The 13,491-nt window shown below is 72.3% G+C and carries 14 protein-coding genes; 9 read left to right on the top strand and 5 right to left on the bottom strand.

All coding sequences use genetic code 11. The features are described 5' to 3' along the window. Entirely contained in the window at positions 1-939 is a 939-nt protein-coding gene (locus tag ACY0MR_RS13845) for a hypothetical protein (RefSeq protein WP_473560934.1), read from the bottom strand. 227 nt (positions 940-1,166) lie between these two features. On the opposite strand from ACY0MR_RS13845, the gene ACY0MR_RS13840 reads away from it, so the two are divergent. Next, positions 1,167-1,511 (top strand): hypothetical protein, encoded by a 345-nt coding sequence (locus ACY0MR_RS13840; RefSeq protein ID WP_388793099.1) that lies wholly within the window; start codon positions 1,167-1,169, stop codon positions 1,509-1,511. A 65-nt stretch (positions 1,512-1,576) separates the two neighbouring features. Further along, a complete protein-coding gene (locus ACY0MR_RS13835; protein ID WP_473560932.1) occupies positions 1,577-2,731 on the top strand; it encodes a hypothetical protein in 1,155 nt (384 codons plus the stop codon). On the opposite strand, the gene ACY0MR_RS13830 is transcribed toward ACY0MR_RS13835, so the two are convergent. Beyond that, positions 2,703-3,089: a DUF192 domain-containing protein gene (locus tag ACY0MR_RS13830; protein ID WP_388793103.1), complete on the bottom strand. Its 387-nt coding sequence runs from the start codon at positions 3,087-3,089 to the stop codon at positions 2,703-2,705. The two genes, ACY0MR_RS13835 and ACY0MR_RS13830, sit on opposite strands and share 29 nt — an antisense overlap. Before the next feature lie 40 nt (positions 3,090-3,129). On the opposite strand from ACY0MR_RS13830, the gene ACY0MR_RS13825 reads away from it, so the two are divergent. Further along, positions 3,130-3,867: a prepilin peptidase gene (locus ACY0MR_RS13825; RefSeq protein WP_388793105.1), complete on the top strand. Its 738-nt coding sequence runs from the start codon at positions 3,130-3,132 to the stop codon at positions 3,865-3,867. Positions 3,868-4,274: 407 nt separating this feature from the next. On the opposite strand, the gene mgrA is transcribed toward ACY0MR_RS13825, so the two are convergent. Continuing rightward, positions 4,275-5,312: an L-glyceraldehyde 3-phosphate reductase gene (gene mgrA, locus ACY0MR_RS13820; protein ID WP_388793107.1), complete on the bottom strand. Its 1,038-nt coding sequence runs from the start codon at positions 5,310-5,312 to the stop codon at positions 4,275-4,277. A 128-nt stretch (positions 5,313-5,440) separates the two neighbouring features. On the opposite strand from mgrA, the gene ACY0MR_RS13815 reads away from it, so the two are divergent. The 5 genes from ACY0MR_RS13815 to ACY0MR_RS13795 all read left to right on the top strand — a co-directional run bounded on the left by ACY0MR_RS13815 (position 5,441) and on the right by ACY0MR_RS13795 (position 11,199). Beyond that, positions 5,441-6,202, top strand: coding sequence for an isoprenyl transferase (locus ACY0MR_RS13815; protein WP_073909796.1), 762 nt, complete (start codon positions 5,441-5,443; stop codon positions 6,200-6,202). A gap of 317 nt (positions 6,203-6,519) precedes the next feature. Then, positions 6,520-7,845 carry a PhoH family protein gene (locus ACY0MR_RS13810; RefSeq protein WP_073909792.1) on the top strand — a complete coding sequence of 442 codons (1,326 nt, stop codon included), beginning with the start codon at positions 6,520-6,522 and terminating at the stop codon, positions 7,843-7,845. 376 nt (positions 7,846-8,221) lie between these two features. Further along, complete coding sequence (locus tag ACY0MR_RS13805; protein ID WP_361861611.1) at positions 8,222-8,932, top strand: aggregation-promoting factor C-terminal-like domain-containing protein; 711 nt, start codon at positions 8,222-8,224, stop codon at positions 8,930-8,932. Positions 8,933-9,070: 138 nt separating this feature from the next. Then, positions 9,071-10,540 (top strand): AI-2E family transporter, encoded by a 1,470-nt coding sequence (locus tag ACY0MR_RS13800; RefSeq protein ID WP_473560928.1) that lies wholly within the window; start codon positions 9,071-9,073, stop codon positions 10,538-10,540. Further along, positions 10,537-11,199, top strand: coding sequence for a hypothetical protein (locus ACY0MR_RS13795; protein WP_473560926.1), 663 nt, complete (start codon positions 10,537-10,539; stop codon positions 11,197-11,199). The genes ACY0MR_RS13800 and ACY0MR_RS13795 overlap by 4 nt, the downstream gene beginning before the upstream one ends. A 93-nt stretch (positions 11,200-11,292) precedes the next feature. On the opposite strand, the gene ACY0MR_RS13790 is transcribed toward ACY0MR_RS13795, so the two are convergent. After that, the gene (locus tag ACY0MR_RS13790; protein WP_015035886.1) at positions 11,293-11,832 is read right to left on the bottom strand and encodes an alkyl hydroperoxide reductase; all 540 of its coding nucleotides are present in this window, start codon (positions 11,830-11,832) and stop codon (positions 11,293-11,295) included. Between the two features lie 6 nt (positions 11,833-11,838). Beyond that, positions 11,839-12,393, bottom strand: a complete 555-nt coding sequence (locus ACY0MR_RS13785; RefSeq protein ID WP_024758658.1) for a peroxiredoxin — start codon at positions 12,391-12,393, stop codon at positions 11,839-11,841. 150 nt (positions 12,394-12,543) lie between these two features. Between ACY0MR_RS13785 and ACY0MR_RS13780 the strand changes: the two genes are divergently transcribed. Beyond that, positions 12,544-13,479 carry a LysR substrate-binding domain-containing protein gene (locus ACY0MR_RS13780; RefSeq protein WP_361858925.1) on the top strand — a complete coding sequence of 312 codons (936 nt, stop codon included), beginning with the start codon at positions 12,544-12,546 and terminating at the stop codon, positions 13,477-13,479. The last annotated feature ends 12 nt before the right edge of the window (positions 13,480-13,491 follow it).

Below are 13,491 nucleotides of genomic sequence, written 5' to 3'. Positions count from 1 at the left end.
TCAGAGCGCCAGCGCCGCCCTGATCACGGCCGTCACGCGGTCGGGGCGGCGGAAGACCTCGCCCGCCGTGAACCGCAGCACCCGGCGGACCTCGGGGCAGGACTGCAGGGCGTTGAACCGGGCCGCGTCCCGCTCGTGGGCCCGGCGGGTGCCGTGGAAGGCGTACCCCTCGACCTCCACGGCCAGGCCCTCCGCGCGGAACAGGAAGTCCGGGCGCAGCGGCGGCCCCGAGGCCGGGCGCAGGATCGGCTGGGACTCCGGGAAGAGGCCGGCGTCCCCCATCCGCAGCCTCGCCACCGTCTCCGCCGGGGAGCCGGAGGCCGGCTCGGCCAGCCGCAGCCAGGCGCGGGCGCGGGGCGATCCGCGCCGGGGCGCCGCGAGTTCGGCGGCGAGGTCCTCGTACCGGACGAGAGCCTCGCGCCGCACGCCCTCGACCGCCCGGCGGGCGAGCGCCGAGTCGGCGACCACCACGGCCTCCTCCCGGCCGCCCGCCGCCCGTATCAGGTCGCCGACCGTCCGCGCCGGGGTCGTCGTCCGCAGGCCCCGCCGCATCGACTGGTCCGCCGCCGTGAGGAACCTCGTGCCGTGGACGCGCACCGGTGTCCCCCCGCCCGCCGCGGGTTCGGACGGCGAGCGGGACGGTGCCGGGGCGGTGAACTCCAGCGGTTCCGCACCCCCTCGCGCTCCCAGTCGCTCGATGCGGTGCAGCCGCGCCGCCGTCCCGTGGCTGCACACCCACTCCGGGCGCAGGAACTGGAGCGCCGTCGCCCGCACCCGCCAGTCCACCTCCTTGCCCGGGGCCGCCCACGCGCCCCGGCAGATCCGCTGCCAGCCGTCCCGGCGCAGCCGGCCGGCCAGCCGCCCCGGCGGCCAGCCCGCCGCGAGCGCCCAGATCGTCAGGAGGACCCCGCCCCTCGCGAGGATCGCCAACTCGTACATACGCCCAACGATCCACGGAAGAGGGACACTTCGCACCCCCTGTGGAAAACCTGCCGAAAGCCGACGTCAGGAAAGCGCAAAGGTGGCGGGACAAGCCCGCCGGGCAGGAGCATTCTGGACGGATGACGACGACGGGCGACACCCCGGGCGCGGTCCCGAGTCCGCAGAGCGCGCAGAGATCCGCGCAGAGACCGCGGAGCACGCAGGGCGCGCAGAGTACGCAGAGCGTGCAGTTGGTCAGCGACCTCGTCACCCGGATCCCCGAGTTCCGGGACGTGTACGACAACCACGTCTTCCACCAGGGCGGCGTGCAGCCGCACGTGTTCTTCTGGGACGTGGTCCAGGACACCGTCCGCTCCTTCCTCGGCGAGACCCCGTGCGCGGCCGACTGGCGCCGCACCCTCGCCTTCCTGGAGGAGCAGAGCTGCCGCGGCGTCCTGGGCGTCGACGAGGTGATCGTCACCTCCTTCCTCGGCGACCTGCCCTCGCCGCACGAGCCGGGGCACGCCATCGTCCAGCAGCTCGGTCCGGTCATGGCCGCGAAGTTCGTCCGCATAAGGCCCCGGGGCTGAGCCCTCGGACCGCCGGGACGGTGTCCCGGGGCTGAGCCCTCGGCACCGCCGGGATAATCGGGCGCATGTCCCCGCAGGCCCCGCCCGCCCTCACCGGCCACAGCCGCACCGCCCGTCTCGCCGGCCGATTCCGTGCCCTCGACCCCGCGGTCCTGGCCGTCGGCGGGTACGCCCTCACCCGCCTCGTCGGCCTCGCGGTCCTGGCGATCGCCTCCGCCGTCACCGGCGAGGACGGGCTGCACCGGCTCAAGGGCCGCTGGGACTCCGTCTGGTACGTGCGGATCGCCGAGAACGGCTACGGGTACCAGTCCACCCTGCCCAACGGGGACGTCCACCCCGACCTGGCGTTCTTCCCGCTCTTCCCGGCCCTGGAGCGCGGCCTCTCCGCCGTCCTCCCGCTGGACGCGGCCGGTGCCGGGCTGCTCGTCTCCTGGACCGCCGGGATCGCCGCCGCCTGGGGCATGTACCGGTGCGGCGCGCACGCCTTCGGCCCCCGGACCGGCGTGCTGCTCGCCGTCCTCTGGGGCGTGTACCCGACCGCGTTCGTCCAGTCGATGGCGTACACGGAGACGCTCTTCACCGCCCTGGCCGCCTGGTCGCTCCTCGCGGTCCTGCGCGGGCGCTGGATCCTGGCCGGAGTCCTGTGCGCGGCCGCCGGACTCACCCGCCCGACGGCCGTCGCGCTGATCGCCGCCCTCGGGCTGACCGCCCTCGAGGGGCTCGTCCGCGACCGTCGGCTGCCCGCGCGGACGCTCCTAGGAGTCCTGATCGCGCCGCTCGGCTGGCTCGGGTACATCGCGTACGTGGGCGTCCGCCGGGACAGCGTGACCGCCTACTTCGAGGTCCAGGCCGCCTGGGGCAACTCGATCGACGGCGGGGTCGCCCTCGCCCGGTTCATCGCCGGTCTGCCCTGGCCCGCGGCCCTCGGGCTCTGCGCGGCGCTCGCCCTGCTCGGCCGGCTGGTCGTCCTCTGCGTGCGGCAGCGCCAGCCGCTGCCGCTGCTCGTCTACACGATCGGGGTCGTGGGCGTCTCCCTCGTGGGCGCCGCGTACTTCGGCTCCCGGCCGCGGCTGATGATGCCCGCGTTCGGGCTGCTGCTCCCGCCCGCCGCGGCCCTCGCCCGGCTCCGCGCCAGGACCGCCGCACCGGTCCTCGCCGGGCTCGCCCTCGCCTCCGCCGGATACGGCGCCTTCACGCTCCTGGGGCCGGGCCCGCCGTGACGTCTCCGGCCGTCTCCACGCGCACGCGTACCCCCGGCCGCAGCCCCCAGCCCGCCATCGCGCCCGCCTCCGCCTCCAGGACGTGCCGGCCGCGCGGCCGGAGCATGCCGAGCCGTCCCGGGCGCATCGTGACGACGGACCGGACCGTGAACGAGCCGTCGAGATACGCCACGTCGATCGGGAACCGCATCCCGAAGGTGTGGACGCTGTTCGTCCGGACGATGAGCAGCGCTCCCGTGATCCCGTCCCGCCCCAGCAGTCCCCGCCGCCGTGCCCGGTACGAGGCCGCCACCTCCAGCCGCACCGGCGCCCCCGAACCGACCGTCAGCGTCCCCGTGCCGTCCGCCCATTTCCCCATGCGCCAGACCGTAGCGGTCCGGCGACCCTAGGGTCGGTCCGTGTACGTCACGACGATCACCCTCGCCGCCCTCTGGGGCGCCGCCGTCGGGCTGCTCGTGCCGCGCGCCGCGTACCGGCTCTCCGTGGCACCCGAGGAGCCCTGGCGGGACCGCTGCCCCGCCGGGCACGTCTTCGCGGGGCCCGCGCGCGGCTGGCTCGGCGGGCCGGGGCGGCAGGAGTGCGCGACGCCCGGCGGGCCCTTCTCGGCGCCCCTGCTGACCGCGCTCGCCTGTGCCGCGCTGGCCGCCGCCACCGGCGGCCCCCGGCCCGAGCTCGCGGTCTGGCTGCTCGGCGCGCCCTTCGCCGTCGTCCTCGCCGGCGTCGACGCGCGCGTGGGCCGGCTTCCCGACGTCCTCACCCTGCCGCTGGCGGCCGCGGTGCCGCTGCTCCTGGGGCTCGCCGCGCTCCTTCCGTACGCCATGGGCTCCTGGCTCCACAGCGTGCTCGGCGCGCTCGTCCTCGGCGGCGCCTACCGCGCGCTCCACGAGATCAACCGCGACGGCTTCGGGCTCGGCGACGCCAAGCTGGCGATGCCGCTGGGCGCGGCGCTCGGGTGGTACGGCTGGGACGTCCTGTTCTTCGGGGCCTTCGCCGGGTTCCTGCTGGGGTCGGCGTACGGGATCGGACTCATGGTCCTGCGCCGCGCCGACCGTTCCTCGGCGATCCCGTTCGGGCCCTTCATGCTCGCGGGCGGGCTGCTGGGACTGCTCCTCGGCGCGTTCACCGCCCTGCCCTGAGGGTTCGTGCCCGCCGGTCACCGGCCCGTCGCCCGCGGTGACGGCCGCGGCGGGCGGCCGCCCGCGCAAGGGCTCCGAGCTGCCCGGGAGCCGGTCCGCGGCGGGCGTCCCGTCAACGCGGCGCCCGGTCCGGGCGGTCCCCCGTGGGAGGGACGGAAGTCCGCCGCCGCGCCGGGGCGCAAACCCGCCACCGGGGCTTGAACCCCTTGTCCCGACTGGGATCCGGGGAATTCGCCGGGGTTCGTTCGGCGTACCTGGCGCGCAAGACGACTAACGAAGGGTTATGGTGGAAACCCCCCCTCGGGCCGGTCCGTATCCCCCCCACGGACCGGCCCGTTTTTCTTGCCCGGACCGCGGCGGGGCCCGCCCCGGATCCCCTCGGGGCCCACCCCGTCACCCGGAGCGCGTCAGCCCCGGCCGGCCCAGATGTTCGTGCCCGCGGTGTCCACGGCGAACGAGTCGATCTCCACCAGCTCGTCGGCGGTCAGCGGCGCGGACGCGAGGGCGGCCACGTTCTCCTCCAGCTGGGCGACGCTGGACGCGCCGATCAGCGCCGAGGTCATCCGCTCGTCGCGCAGCACCCACGACAGCGCCAGCTGCGCCAGCGTCTGCCCGCGCCGGCCCGCGATCTCCGCGAGGCCGTGCAGCCGCCGCAGCACCTCGTCGGAGAGCAGGTTCGGGTCGAGGGACTTGCCCTGGGTGGCCCGCGAGCCCTCCGGGATGCCCTTCAGGTACTTGCCGGTGAGCAGGCCCTGCGCCAGGGGCACGAAGGAGATGCAGCCCATGCCGGCCGCCTCCAGCGTGTCGAGGAGGCCGTCCTCCTCGGTCCAGCGGTTGATCATCGAGTACGAGGGCTGGTGGATGAGCGGACGGACGCCCATCTCGCGCAGGATCCGCGCGGCCTCGGCGGTCTGCTCGCTGTTGTACGAGGAGACGCCCACGTACAGCGCCTTGCCCTGCTGGACGGCGGAGGCCAGGGCCCCCATCGTCTCCTCCAGCGGGGTGTGCGGGTCGAAGCGGTGCGAGTAGAAGATGTCGACGTAGTCGAGGCCCATCCGGTCCAGGGAGGCGTCGAGCGAGGACAGCAGGTACTTGCGGGAGCCCCACTCGCCGTACGGGCCGGGGTGCATCTCGTACCCGGCCTTGGTGGAGATGATCAGCTCGTCGCGGTACGGCGCGAAGTCCTGGGCGAAGAGCTTGCCGAAGTTCAGCTCGGCGGAGCCGGGCGGCGGCCCGTAGTTGTTCGCCAGGTCGAAGTGGGTGACGCCGAGGTCGAAGGCGCGGCGCAGGATCGCGCGCTGGGTGTCGAGGGCGCGGTCGTCGCCGAAGTTGTGCCAGAGGCCGAGGGAGACGGCGGGGAGCTTGAGACCGCTGCGGCCCGAGCGGCGGTACTCCATGGAGTCGTAGCGGTCCGCTGCGGCGCGGTACAGGGGGGAATCAGTCACGTATCTCTGCTTATCACGGACTTGTGACAGTCCCGGGCTGGGAGCCTGTCGCCCGTGCGCAGTAGTGTGGCGGCTTGCGGACCGCCGCGGCACGGCGGGCCTGCCGCTGCATGGAGAGGTAAAGAACAGTGAACCTGCGCGACCTGGTGTACGGGCTCTACGCACGCCGGGTGGAAGGCCGCCTCGACCATGACCAGGTGCCCAAGCACATCGGGGTCATCCTCGACGGGAACCGCCGCTGGGCCAAGGCCTCCGGCGGGACGCCCGAGCAGGGCCACAAGGCCGGCGCGGACAAGATCCAGGAGCTGCTCGGCTGGTGCGCCGAGACCGACGTCGAGGTCGTCACGCTCTGGATGCTCTCCACGGACAACCTGAACCGGCCGGAGGAGCAGCTCGTCCCGCTGCTCGGCATCATCGAGAACGCCGTGCGGGCGCTGGCCGCCGACGGCCGCTGGCGCGTCCACCACGTCGGCACGATGGACCTGCTCCCCGCCCGTACGCAGTCGGTGCTCAAGGAGGCCGAGCAGTCCACCCACGACAACACGGGGATACTCGTGAACGTGGCCGTGGGCTACGGCGGCCGCCAGGAGATCGCGGACGCCGTCCGCTCGCTGCTCCTGGAGCACGCGGAGCGCGGCACGAGCTTCGAGGAGCTCGCCGAGATCGTCGACGTCGAGCACATCTCGGAGCACCTCTACACCCGCGGCCAGCCCGACCCGGACCTGGTGATCCGCACCAGCGGCGAGCAGCGGCTGTCCGGATTCATGCTGTGGCAGAGCGCCCATTCCGAGTACTACTTCTGTGAGGTCCACTGGCCGGCCTTCCGGAAGGTCGACTTCCTGCGGGCGCTGCGCGACTACGCCGCGCGGCACCGGCGCTACGGGACCTGATCCCCGGATCCGGACGGGCCCCGCGGGGGCCCGGCGACCCGGTCGGAACCGATCACCTCGTGTTCACGAACACGTCGTCATATGCCATGGCATGGCTGAGCCTGTTCGAGGGCATATCCCTGGTGAAGTGAGCGGCACGGAGACCGCCACCCGGGAGGCCCCTTGCACCAGGACGACCGTGCGGGACACGTACGGGAGAAGCGGAGGGCCGTGGTTCGGCCCGTGCACGGTGGCCCGAACCCGGTCCCAATCCGCAGCGACACCGGTTCCGTCGCACCCCGACCTCACAGGGGTCTTCCGAGGGGGTCTGTCCATCCGTGGTGACCAGCACGAAGCGCCGCCTTTCCGACCGGCGCACCTATGTTCTCGACACCAGCGTCCTGCTGGCCGACCCCAACGCCGTCTCCCGGTTCGAGGAGCACGAGGTCGTGCTCCCGATCGTCGTGGTGACGGAGCTTGAGGCCAAGCGGCACCATCCCGAGCTCGGCTACTTCGCCCGGCAGGCCCTGCGCCTCCTGGACGACTTCCGAGTCCGGTACGGACGCCTGGACGCCCCGCTCCCCGTGGGAGACCTGGGCGGCACCCTGCGTGTCGAACTCAACCATTCCGACCCCGGCATCCTGCCCGCCGGCTACAGGTTGGGGGACAACGACTCACGGATCCTCGCGGTCGCGCGCAACCTCCAGGCGGAGGGGTACGACGTCACGGTCGTCTCCAAGGACCTGCCGCTGCGCATCAAGGCCTCGTCGGTCGGACTCCTCGCCGAGGAGTACCGGGCCGAACTGGCCATCACGGACGCCAACGGCTGGACCGGGATGTCCGACCTGGCGCTCTCCGGCGAGCAGGTCGACCTGCTCTACGACCAGGAGTCGCTGTACGTGCCGGAGGCCGCCGAGCTTCCGGTCCACACGGGCCTGGTGCTCCAGTCCGAGCGGGGCAAGGCGCTCGGCCGGGTCACCGCCGAGGGGAACGTGCGGCTGGTCCGCGGCGACCGGGAGGCCTTCGGGCTCCGCGGCCGCAGCGCCGAGCAGCGGATCGCGCTGGACCTGCTCCTCGACCCGGACGTCGGCATCATCTCCATGGGCGGCCGGGCCGGCACCGGCAAGTCCGCGCTCGCGCTCTGCGCGGGCCTGGAGGCGGTCCTGGAGCGCCGTCAGCACCAGAAGGTGATGGTCTTCCGTCCGCTGTACGCGGTCGGCGGCCAGGAGCTCGGCTACCTGCCGGGCAGCGAGGCGGAGAAGATGAGCCCCTGGGCTCAGGCCGTCTTCGACACGCTGTCCTCGGTCGCGAGCCGCGAGGTGGTGGAGGAGGTCCTCGGCCGCGGGATGCTGGAGGTTCTGCCGCTCACCCACATCCGCGGCCGTTCGCTCCACGACGCGTTCGTCATCGTGGACGAGGCCCAGTCCCTGGAGCGGAACGTCCTCCTGACCGTTCTGTCCCGAATCGGGGCGAATTCGCGGGTCGTTCTGACCCATGACGTCGCCCAGCGGGACAACCTCAGGGTCGGCCGGTACGACGGAGTCGTCGCCGTGGTCGAGAAACTGAAGGGGCATCCGCTCTTCGCCCACGTCACCCTCACCCGCTCCGAGCGCTCCCAGATCGCGGCGCTCGTGACGGAGATGCTGGAGGACGGTCAGATCTGACCCGATCGGTACGGGTCCGTCCCCGTACGGAAGTTGGCGCCGCCCGGCAGAGCGCAGGAGCTTAGCCGGGCGGCGCCCCCATGTCCGCCTTATCTGCGAAAACACCTGCCCCCGCCCAGGTGTGAGCTTTCACACGCAACGCAGAATTGCCTTGCGGTGTCGCCGTCCGGCAGAGTCTTGCTTCCGTCAGGCCCCGCATACGGCACCCGTGCACCTTCAGGCGCACAAGCACCACATAACTCCACAGCCGTTCGCCGTATGCCGCCCACAGCACCACGGGCCCGTGTCTTCTGTGACCGTGTACGTCGGAGACCAGCGCCAGGGGCACGATTTCGCCCGCGTGGTCACCTGTGCGGGCGTGCTGGAAGGAAACCGTGTGAGCCGGATCTCGGTCCGGGGATTCGCGGTGGCTTCGGCCACTGCGGTCACCACCGTCGGCGCCGTCATGGGCGTTGCGTCGGGTAACGCCGCCCAGTCCTCGGACGACAACTTCGAGGCCACCGCGGCCGACACCACGCTGCTCGCGGACATCCCCGTGGGCGAACAGGCCCAGGTACAGGTCTCGTCCCTCTCGGAGCAGGCCGACGTCCAGGCCGCCGCTGCCGACTCCCTCGCCAAGAAGTCCGCGGAGGAGACGGCCCGTCTCCGCGCCGCCAAGGACGCCGAGGCGAAGAAGGAGGCCGCCGACAAGGTCGCCGCCGAGGAGAAGGCCGAGAAGGAGCGCAAGGAGGCCGAGGAGCGCGCCAGCCGTTCCGCGGTCCGCGACGCCTCGACCTTCAGCGCGCAGGGCTCGTACTCCGTGGCCGAGGTCAAGGCGATCGCCCGCCAGATGATCCCGGCCTCGCAGTTCCAGTGCTTCAGCAACATCGTGGACCACGAGTCCACCTGGAACTACAAGGCCGTCAACCCGGGCTCGGGCGCCTACGGCCTCGTCCAGGCGCTCCCCGGCAGCAAGATGGCCAGCGCGGGCGCCGACTGGCAGACCAACCCGGCCACCCAGATCAAGTGGGGCCTCAACTACATGAACAGCCGTTACGGCAGCCCCTGCGGCGCCTGGTCGTTCTGGCAGTCCCACCGCTGGTACTAGAACGGCGTGCTCGACTTCGGGGAGCCCCCCACCGTCCTACGGTGGGGGGCTCCCCGCGTGTAGTTTCACAACTCCACGGATTCCGGGGGGAACGCCGGGGAACGAGTGGGAAAAAGCGAGCGGGGGATGAGGAAAGCGATGTCGAGAGTGCCAGGGTGGCTGGGTCGGCTGGGCGCGAGCCTGAGCCGTATGGGTGAACGCCTCGACGAGCGGCGGGCCGAGGCGGAGCGTGACGATCCGATGGACCCGTCGTACGAGGAGCCGCAGCGGCGGCGGACGGCCGACGCGCCCCCGGCGGGCGGGCAGGCGGCCGGGACCGCGGGCGGCGCTCGCACCGGAGACGCCGACGACCCGAACGCCGACCCGGACACCGCCGCACCCCTCCCCGAGGCGGCCGCCGCCCCGGCCTCCGTGCCCGCGCCCCCCTCGTACGCCCCCGCCGTCGCCGCCCGGCCCGACCCCGTCGCCGCGATCCCGTGGGGCATGCGGGTCGCCGCCGAGGCGAGCTGGCGCCTGCTCGTCTTCGCCGGCACCGTCTGGGTCCTGATGAAGGTGATCAGCTCCGTCCAGCTGGTCGTCCTCGCCTTCGTCGCCGCGCTGCTCATCACCGCCCTGCTCCAGCCCACCGTGGCCATGCTCCGCAGGAGGGGGCTGCCCCGCGGACTCGCGACGGCCGTCACCGCCGTCTCCGGCTTCGTGGTGATGGGCCTGGTCGGCTGGTTCGTGGTGTGGCAGGTGATGGACAACATCGACAACCTGACCGACCGGGTCAAGGACGGCATCGAGGAGCTCAAGCGCTGGGCCCTGGACAGCCCGTTCCACGTGACCGAGCGCCAGATCAACGAGATCGCGAAGAACCTCAGCGACACCATCGGCGCCAACGCCGAGCAGATCACCTCCGTGGGACTCCAGGGCGTCGCCGTCTTCGTCGAGGCGATGACCGGCATCCTGCTCGCCATGTTCTCGACGCTCTTCCTGCTGTACGACGGGAAGAAGGTCTGGGAGTGGACGCTCAAGCTGGTGCCCGCCCAGGCCCGGCCCGGCGTCGCCGGTGCGGGGCCGCGCGCCTGGCGCACCCTCACCGCCTATGTGCGCGGCACGGTGCTCGTCGCCCTGATCGACGCGGTCTTCATCGGTCTCGGACTCTGGTTCCTCGAAGTCCCGATGGCCGTGCCGCTGGCCGTCTTCATCTTCCTCTTCGCGTTCATCCCGCTGGTCGGCGCCGTCGTCTCCGGCGCCCTCGCCGTCGTGGTCGCCCTGGTCACCAACGGCCCGTTCACCGCGCTCATGGTGCTGGTCGTCGTCCTCGCCGTGCAGCAGATCGAGGGCCATGTCCTTCAGCCCTTCATCCTCGGGCGCGCGGTGCGGGTCCACCCGCTGGCCGTCGTCCTCGCGGTCGCGGCCGGCGGCCTGACCGCCGGCATCGGCGGCGCCGTGGTCGCCGTCCCCCTGGTCGCCGTCGTCAACACGGTGGTCGGCTACCTCCGCGCGTACAGCACGGAGCAGGCCCTGCGCAGCGCCCCCGAGCCCCGCGGGGCGACCGCCTACGAGGTCGCGCCGACCCCCGCCCCCGGCACGCTCGCGGGCAAGGCGGAGAAGCGCCCGTGATCTCGGAACCGGAGCTCGACGGGGACACCGTTCACGCGTCCGCCGAACTGATGACCGAGGCGCGGGACCCGCGCCCGCCCCGGCCGCACCGCCCCTGGCTGTGGGCGCTCGGCGGCGCCGCGGTGGCGTCGGCGGTGTGGGGCGGTGGGCTCTACGCGGTCCAGCGCGGGGAGGATCCGGGGCCCGACCTGGGCGGGTACAAGACGGTGGCGGACCTCTGCCGGACGGCGAAGCTGGGTGCGCTGACCACCGTCCTGGGCAAGCGGTACCCCGACAACCAGGCGGAGGCGAGCCGCGCACCGGAGCTGGAGGTGCACGACTGCGCGGTGCTCTTCGGCTCGCCGGAGTCCGGCTTCTCCGGAAACGTCACGTACACCCGGCACCTCGTGACGGACCCCGGCCCCGAGTTCGACGCCAGGGCCGCCCGGCTCGACCTGAAGCCGTACGCCGGGCTGGGCGAGAAGGCGTACCAGCAGGTCAGCGACTTCGGCGCACAGCTCATCGTGCTCGACGGGCAGGTGGAGATCGAGATCTCCTTCACCTCGATGGCCAGCTGGAACGAGGACGGCACCCCGAAGTCCGATCAGATCGAGCTCGACGGAATCGAGATCCCCCTCGGCCAGGACATGCTCGCGCTCATGGCGGCGCTCAAGAGGTGACGGACCGGCGGTGCGTCCGCCGCGGCCGGCCGGGTACGGAGAAGGGGCCCCGGGGCTGTACGCCCCGGGGCCCCTTCTCCGTATCGTGACGCCCTACTCGGCGGAGGCGAGGACCGCTTCCGCGTCGAGGGTGACGCCGACCGCCTGGATCACCGCGGCGATCTTGACGGCCTCCTGGATCGTGGCGCGGTCGACACCGGCCTGGCGCAGGACCTGCTCGTGCGAGTCGAGGCACTGGCCGCAGCCGTTGATCGCGGACACCGCCAGCGACCACAGCTCGAAGTCGACCTTCTCGACGCCCGGGTTGCCGATGACGTTCATCCGCAGACCGGCGCGCATCGTCCCGTACTCGGGGTCCGACAGCAGGTGCCGGGTCCGGTAGAAGACGTTGTTCATCGCCATGATCGCGGCGGCGGACTTGGCCGCCTGGTACGCCTCGGGCTTCAGGTTGGCCTGGGCCTCGGGCTCCAGCTCCTTGAGGACCTTCGGCGAGCGCGAGGCGATCGCGCAGGCGAGGACGGTGCCCCAGAGCTGCTGCTGGGGCAGCTCGCTGTTGCCGATGACCGAACCGAGGTTCAGCTTCAGGTCCTTGGCGAAGTCCGGTATGGCGGACTTCAGTTCGTCGAGAGCCATGTCAGATCACTCGCCCGACAGGAGCGCGGCCGCGTCGAGGGTGCCCTCGCCCTTGTTCCAGTTGCAGGGGCACAGCTCGTCGGTCTGCAGGGCGTCGAGGACCCGCAGGACCTCCTTGGGGTTACGGCCGACGGAGCCGGCGGTCACCATGGTGAACTGGATCTCGTTGTTCGGGTCGACGATGAAGACGGCACGCTGCGCGAAGCCGTCCTCGCCGCGGACGCCGCAGTCGCTCATGAGCTCGTGCTTCGAGTCGGCCAGCATCGGGAAGGGCAGGTCACGCAGGTCGGCGTGGTCCTTGCGCCAGGCGTGGTGGACGAACTCGGAGTCGCCGGAGACGCCGAGGATCTGGGCGTCGCGGTCCGCGAACTCGTCGTTCAGCTTGCCGAACGCGGCGATCTCGGTGGGGCAGACGAAGGTGAAGTCCTTCGGCCAGAAGAACACCACGCGCCACTTGCCCTCGTAGGCCTTGTGGTCGATCTGCTCGAACTCCTTGCCGCTCTCCAGCGACACGCAGGCGGTCAGGTCGTAGGTGGGGAACTTGTCACCGACAGTGAGCACGCGCTCTCCTTGCGAACGGGAAGGGTCCCTTTTGAGGTCTTCCGTGGGGGTTGGACGGCTCACAGCATGGCACGGAGTGCATTGATCAGTGAAATAGCTAGAGTGGGTCGTGTTGATCGAAGGTGGTTATCAGTGATCCCGGCACGACGTGTGAAACAACCCAGCCTGTCCCAGCTCAGAGCCTTCGCGGCGGTGGCCGAGCATCTGCACTTCCGCGACGCGGCGGCCGCCATCGGCATGAGCCAGCCCGCCCTCTCGGGCGCGGTTTCGGCACTCGAAGAGGCACTCGGTGTCCAACTCCTCGAGCGTACGACGCGGAAGGTGCTGCTCTCGCCGGCGGGGGAGCGGCTCGCCGTCCGCGCACGGGGGGTCCTCGACGCGGTCTCGGAGCTGATGGAGGAGGCGGAGGCGGCCCAGGCCCCGTTCACCGGGGTGCTGCGGCTCGGGGTGATCCCGACGGTCGCCCCCTACCTGCTGCCGACGGTGCTCCGGCTGGTCCACCGCCGCTATCCGGACCTCGACCTCCAGGTCCACGAGGAGCAGACCTCCTCGCTGCTGGAGGGGCTGGCGGCCGGGCGGCTCGACCTGCTGCTCCTCGCCGTGCCCCTCGGCGTACCCGGGGTCACCGAACTGCCCCTCTTCGACGAGGACTTCGTCCTGGTCACCCCGCAGGGCCATCCGCTCGCCGGCCGGGACGACATCCCGCGCGAGGCCCTCAGGGAACTGCGGCTGCTGCTCCTCGACGAGGGGCACTGCCTGCGCGACCAGGCGCTCGACATCTGCCGCGAGGCCGGGCGCGCGGACGGCGCGGAGGTCACCACCACCGCGGCGGGGCTCTCCACCCTCGTGCAGCTGGTGGCCGGCGGACTGGGGGTGACCCTGCTGCCGCGCACCGCGGTCACCGTCGAGACCGCCCGCAACAACGCCCTGTGGACCGGGCTCTTCACCGAACCGGCGCCCGCCCGGCGGATCGCCCTCGCCATGCGCACCGGCGCGGCCCGGCACGCCGAGTTCGAGGAACTCGCGGCGGAACTGCGCGGGGCGATGCGCGGACTGCCCGTACGGGTGCTGGACGGCGACGGCTGAGCGCCCGTACGC

The organism is Streptomyces sp. JN8, assembly GCF_055808075.1.
This window is presented reverse-complemented; position numbering and strand designations above follow the sequence as displayed.

Coding starts and splice junctions, on each gene's coding strand:
- ACY0MR_RS13845 (WP_473560934.1), bottom strand. CDS start 939: ATGTACGAGTTGGCGATCCTCGCGAGGGGCGGGGTCCTCCTGACGATC.
- ACY0MR_RS13835 (WP_473560932.1), top strand. CDS start 1,577: ATGTCCCCGCAGGCCCCGCCCGCCCTCACCGGCCACAGCCGCACCGCC.
- ACY0MR_RS13830 (WP_388793103.1), bottom strand. CDS start 3,089: ATGGGGAAATGGGCGGACGGCACGGGGACGCTGACGGTCGGTTCGGGG.
- ACY0MR_RS13800 (WP_473560928.1), top strand. CDS start 9,071: ATGTCGAGAGTGCCAGGGTGGCTGGGTCGGCTGGGCGCGAGCCTGAGC.
- ACY0MR_RS13790 (WP_015035886.1), bottom strand. CDS start 11,832: ATGGCTCTCGACGAACTGAAGTCCGCCATACCGGACTTCGCCAAGGAC.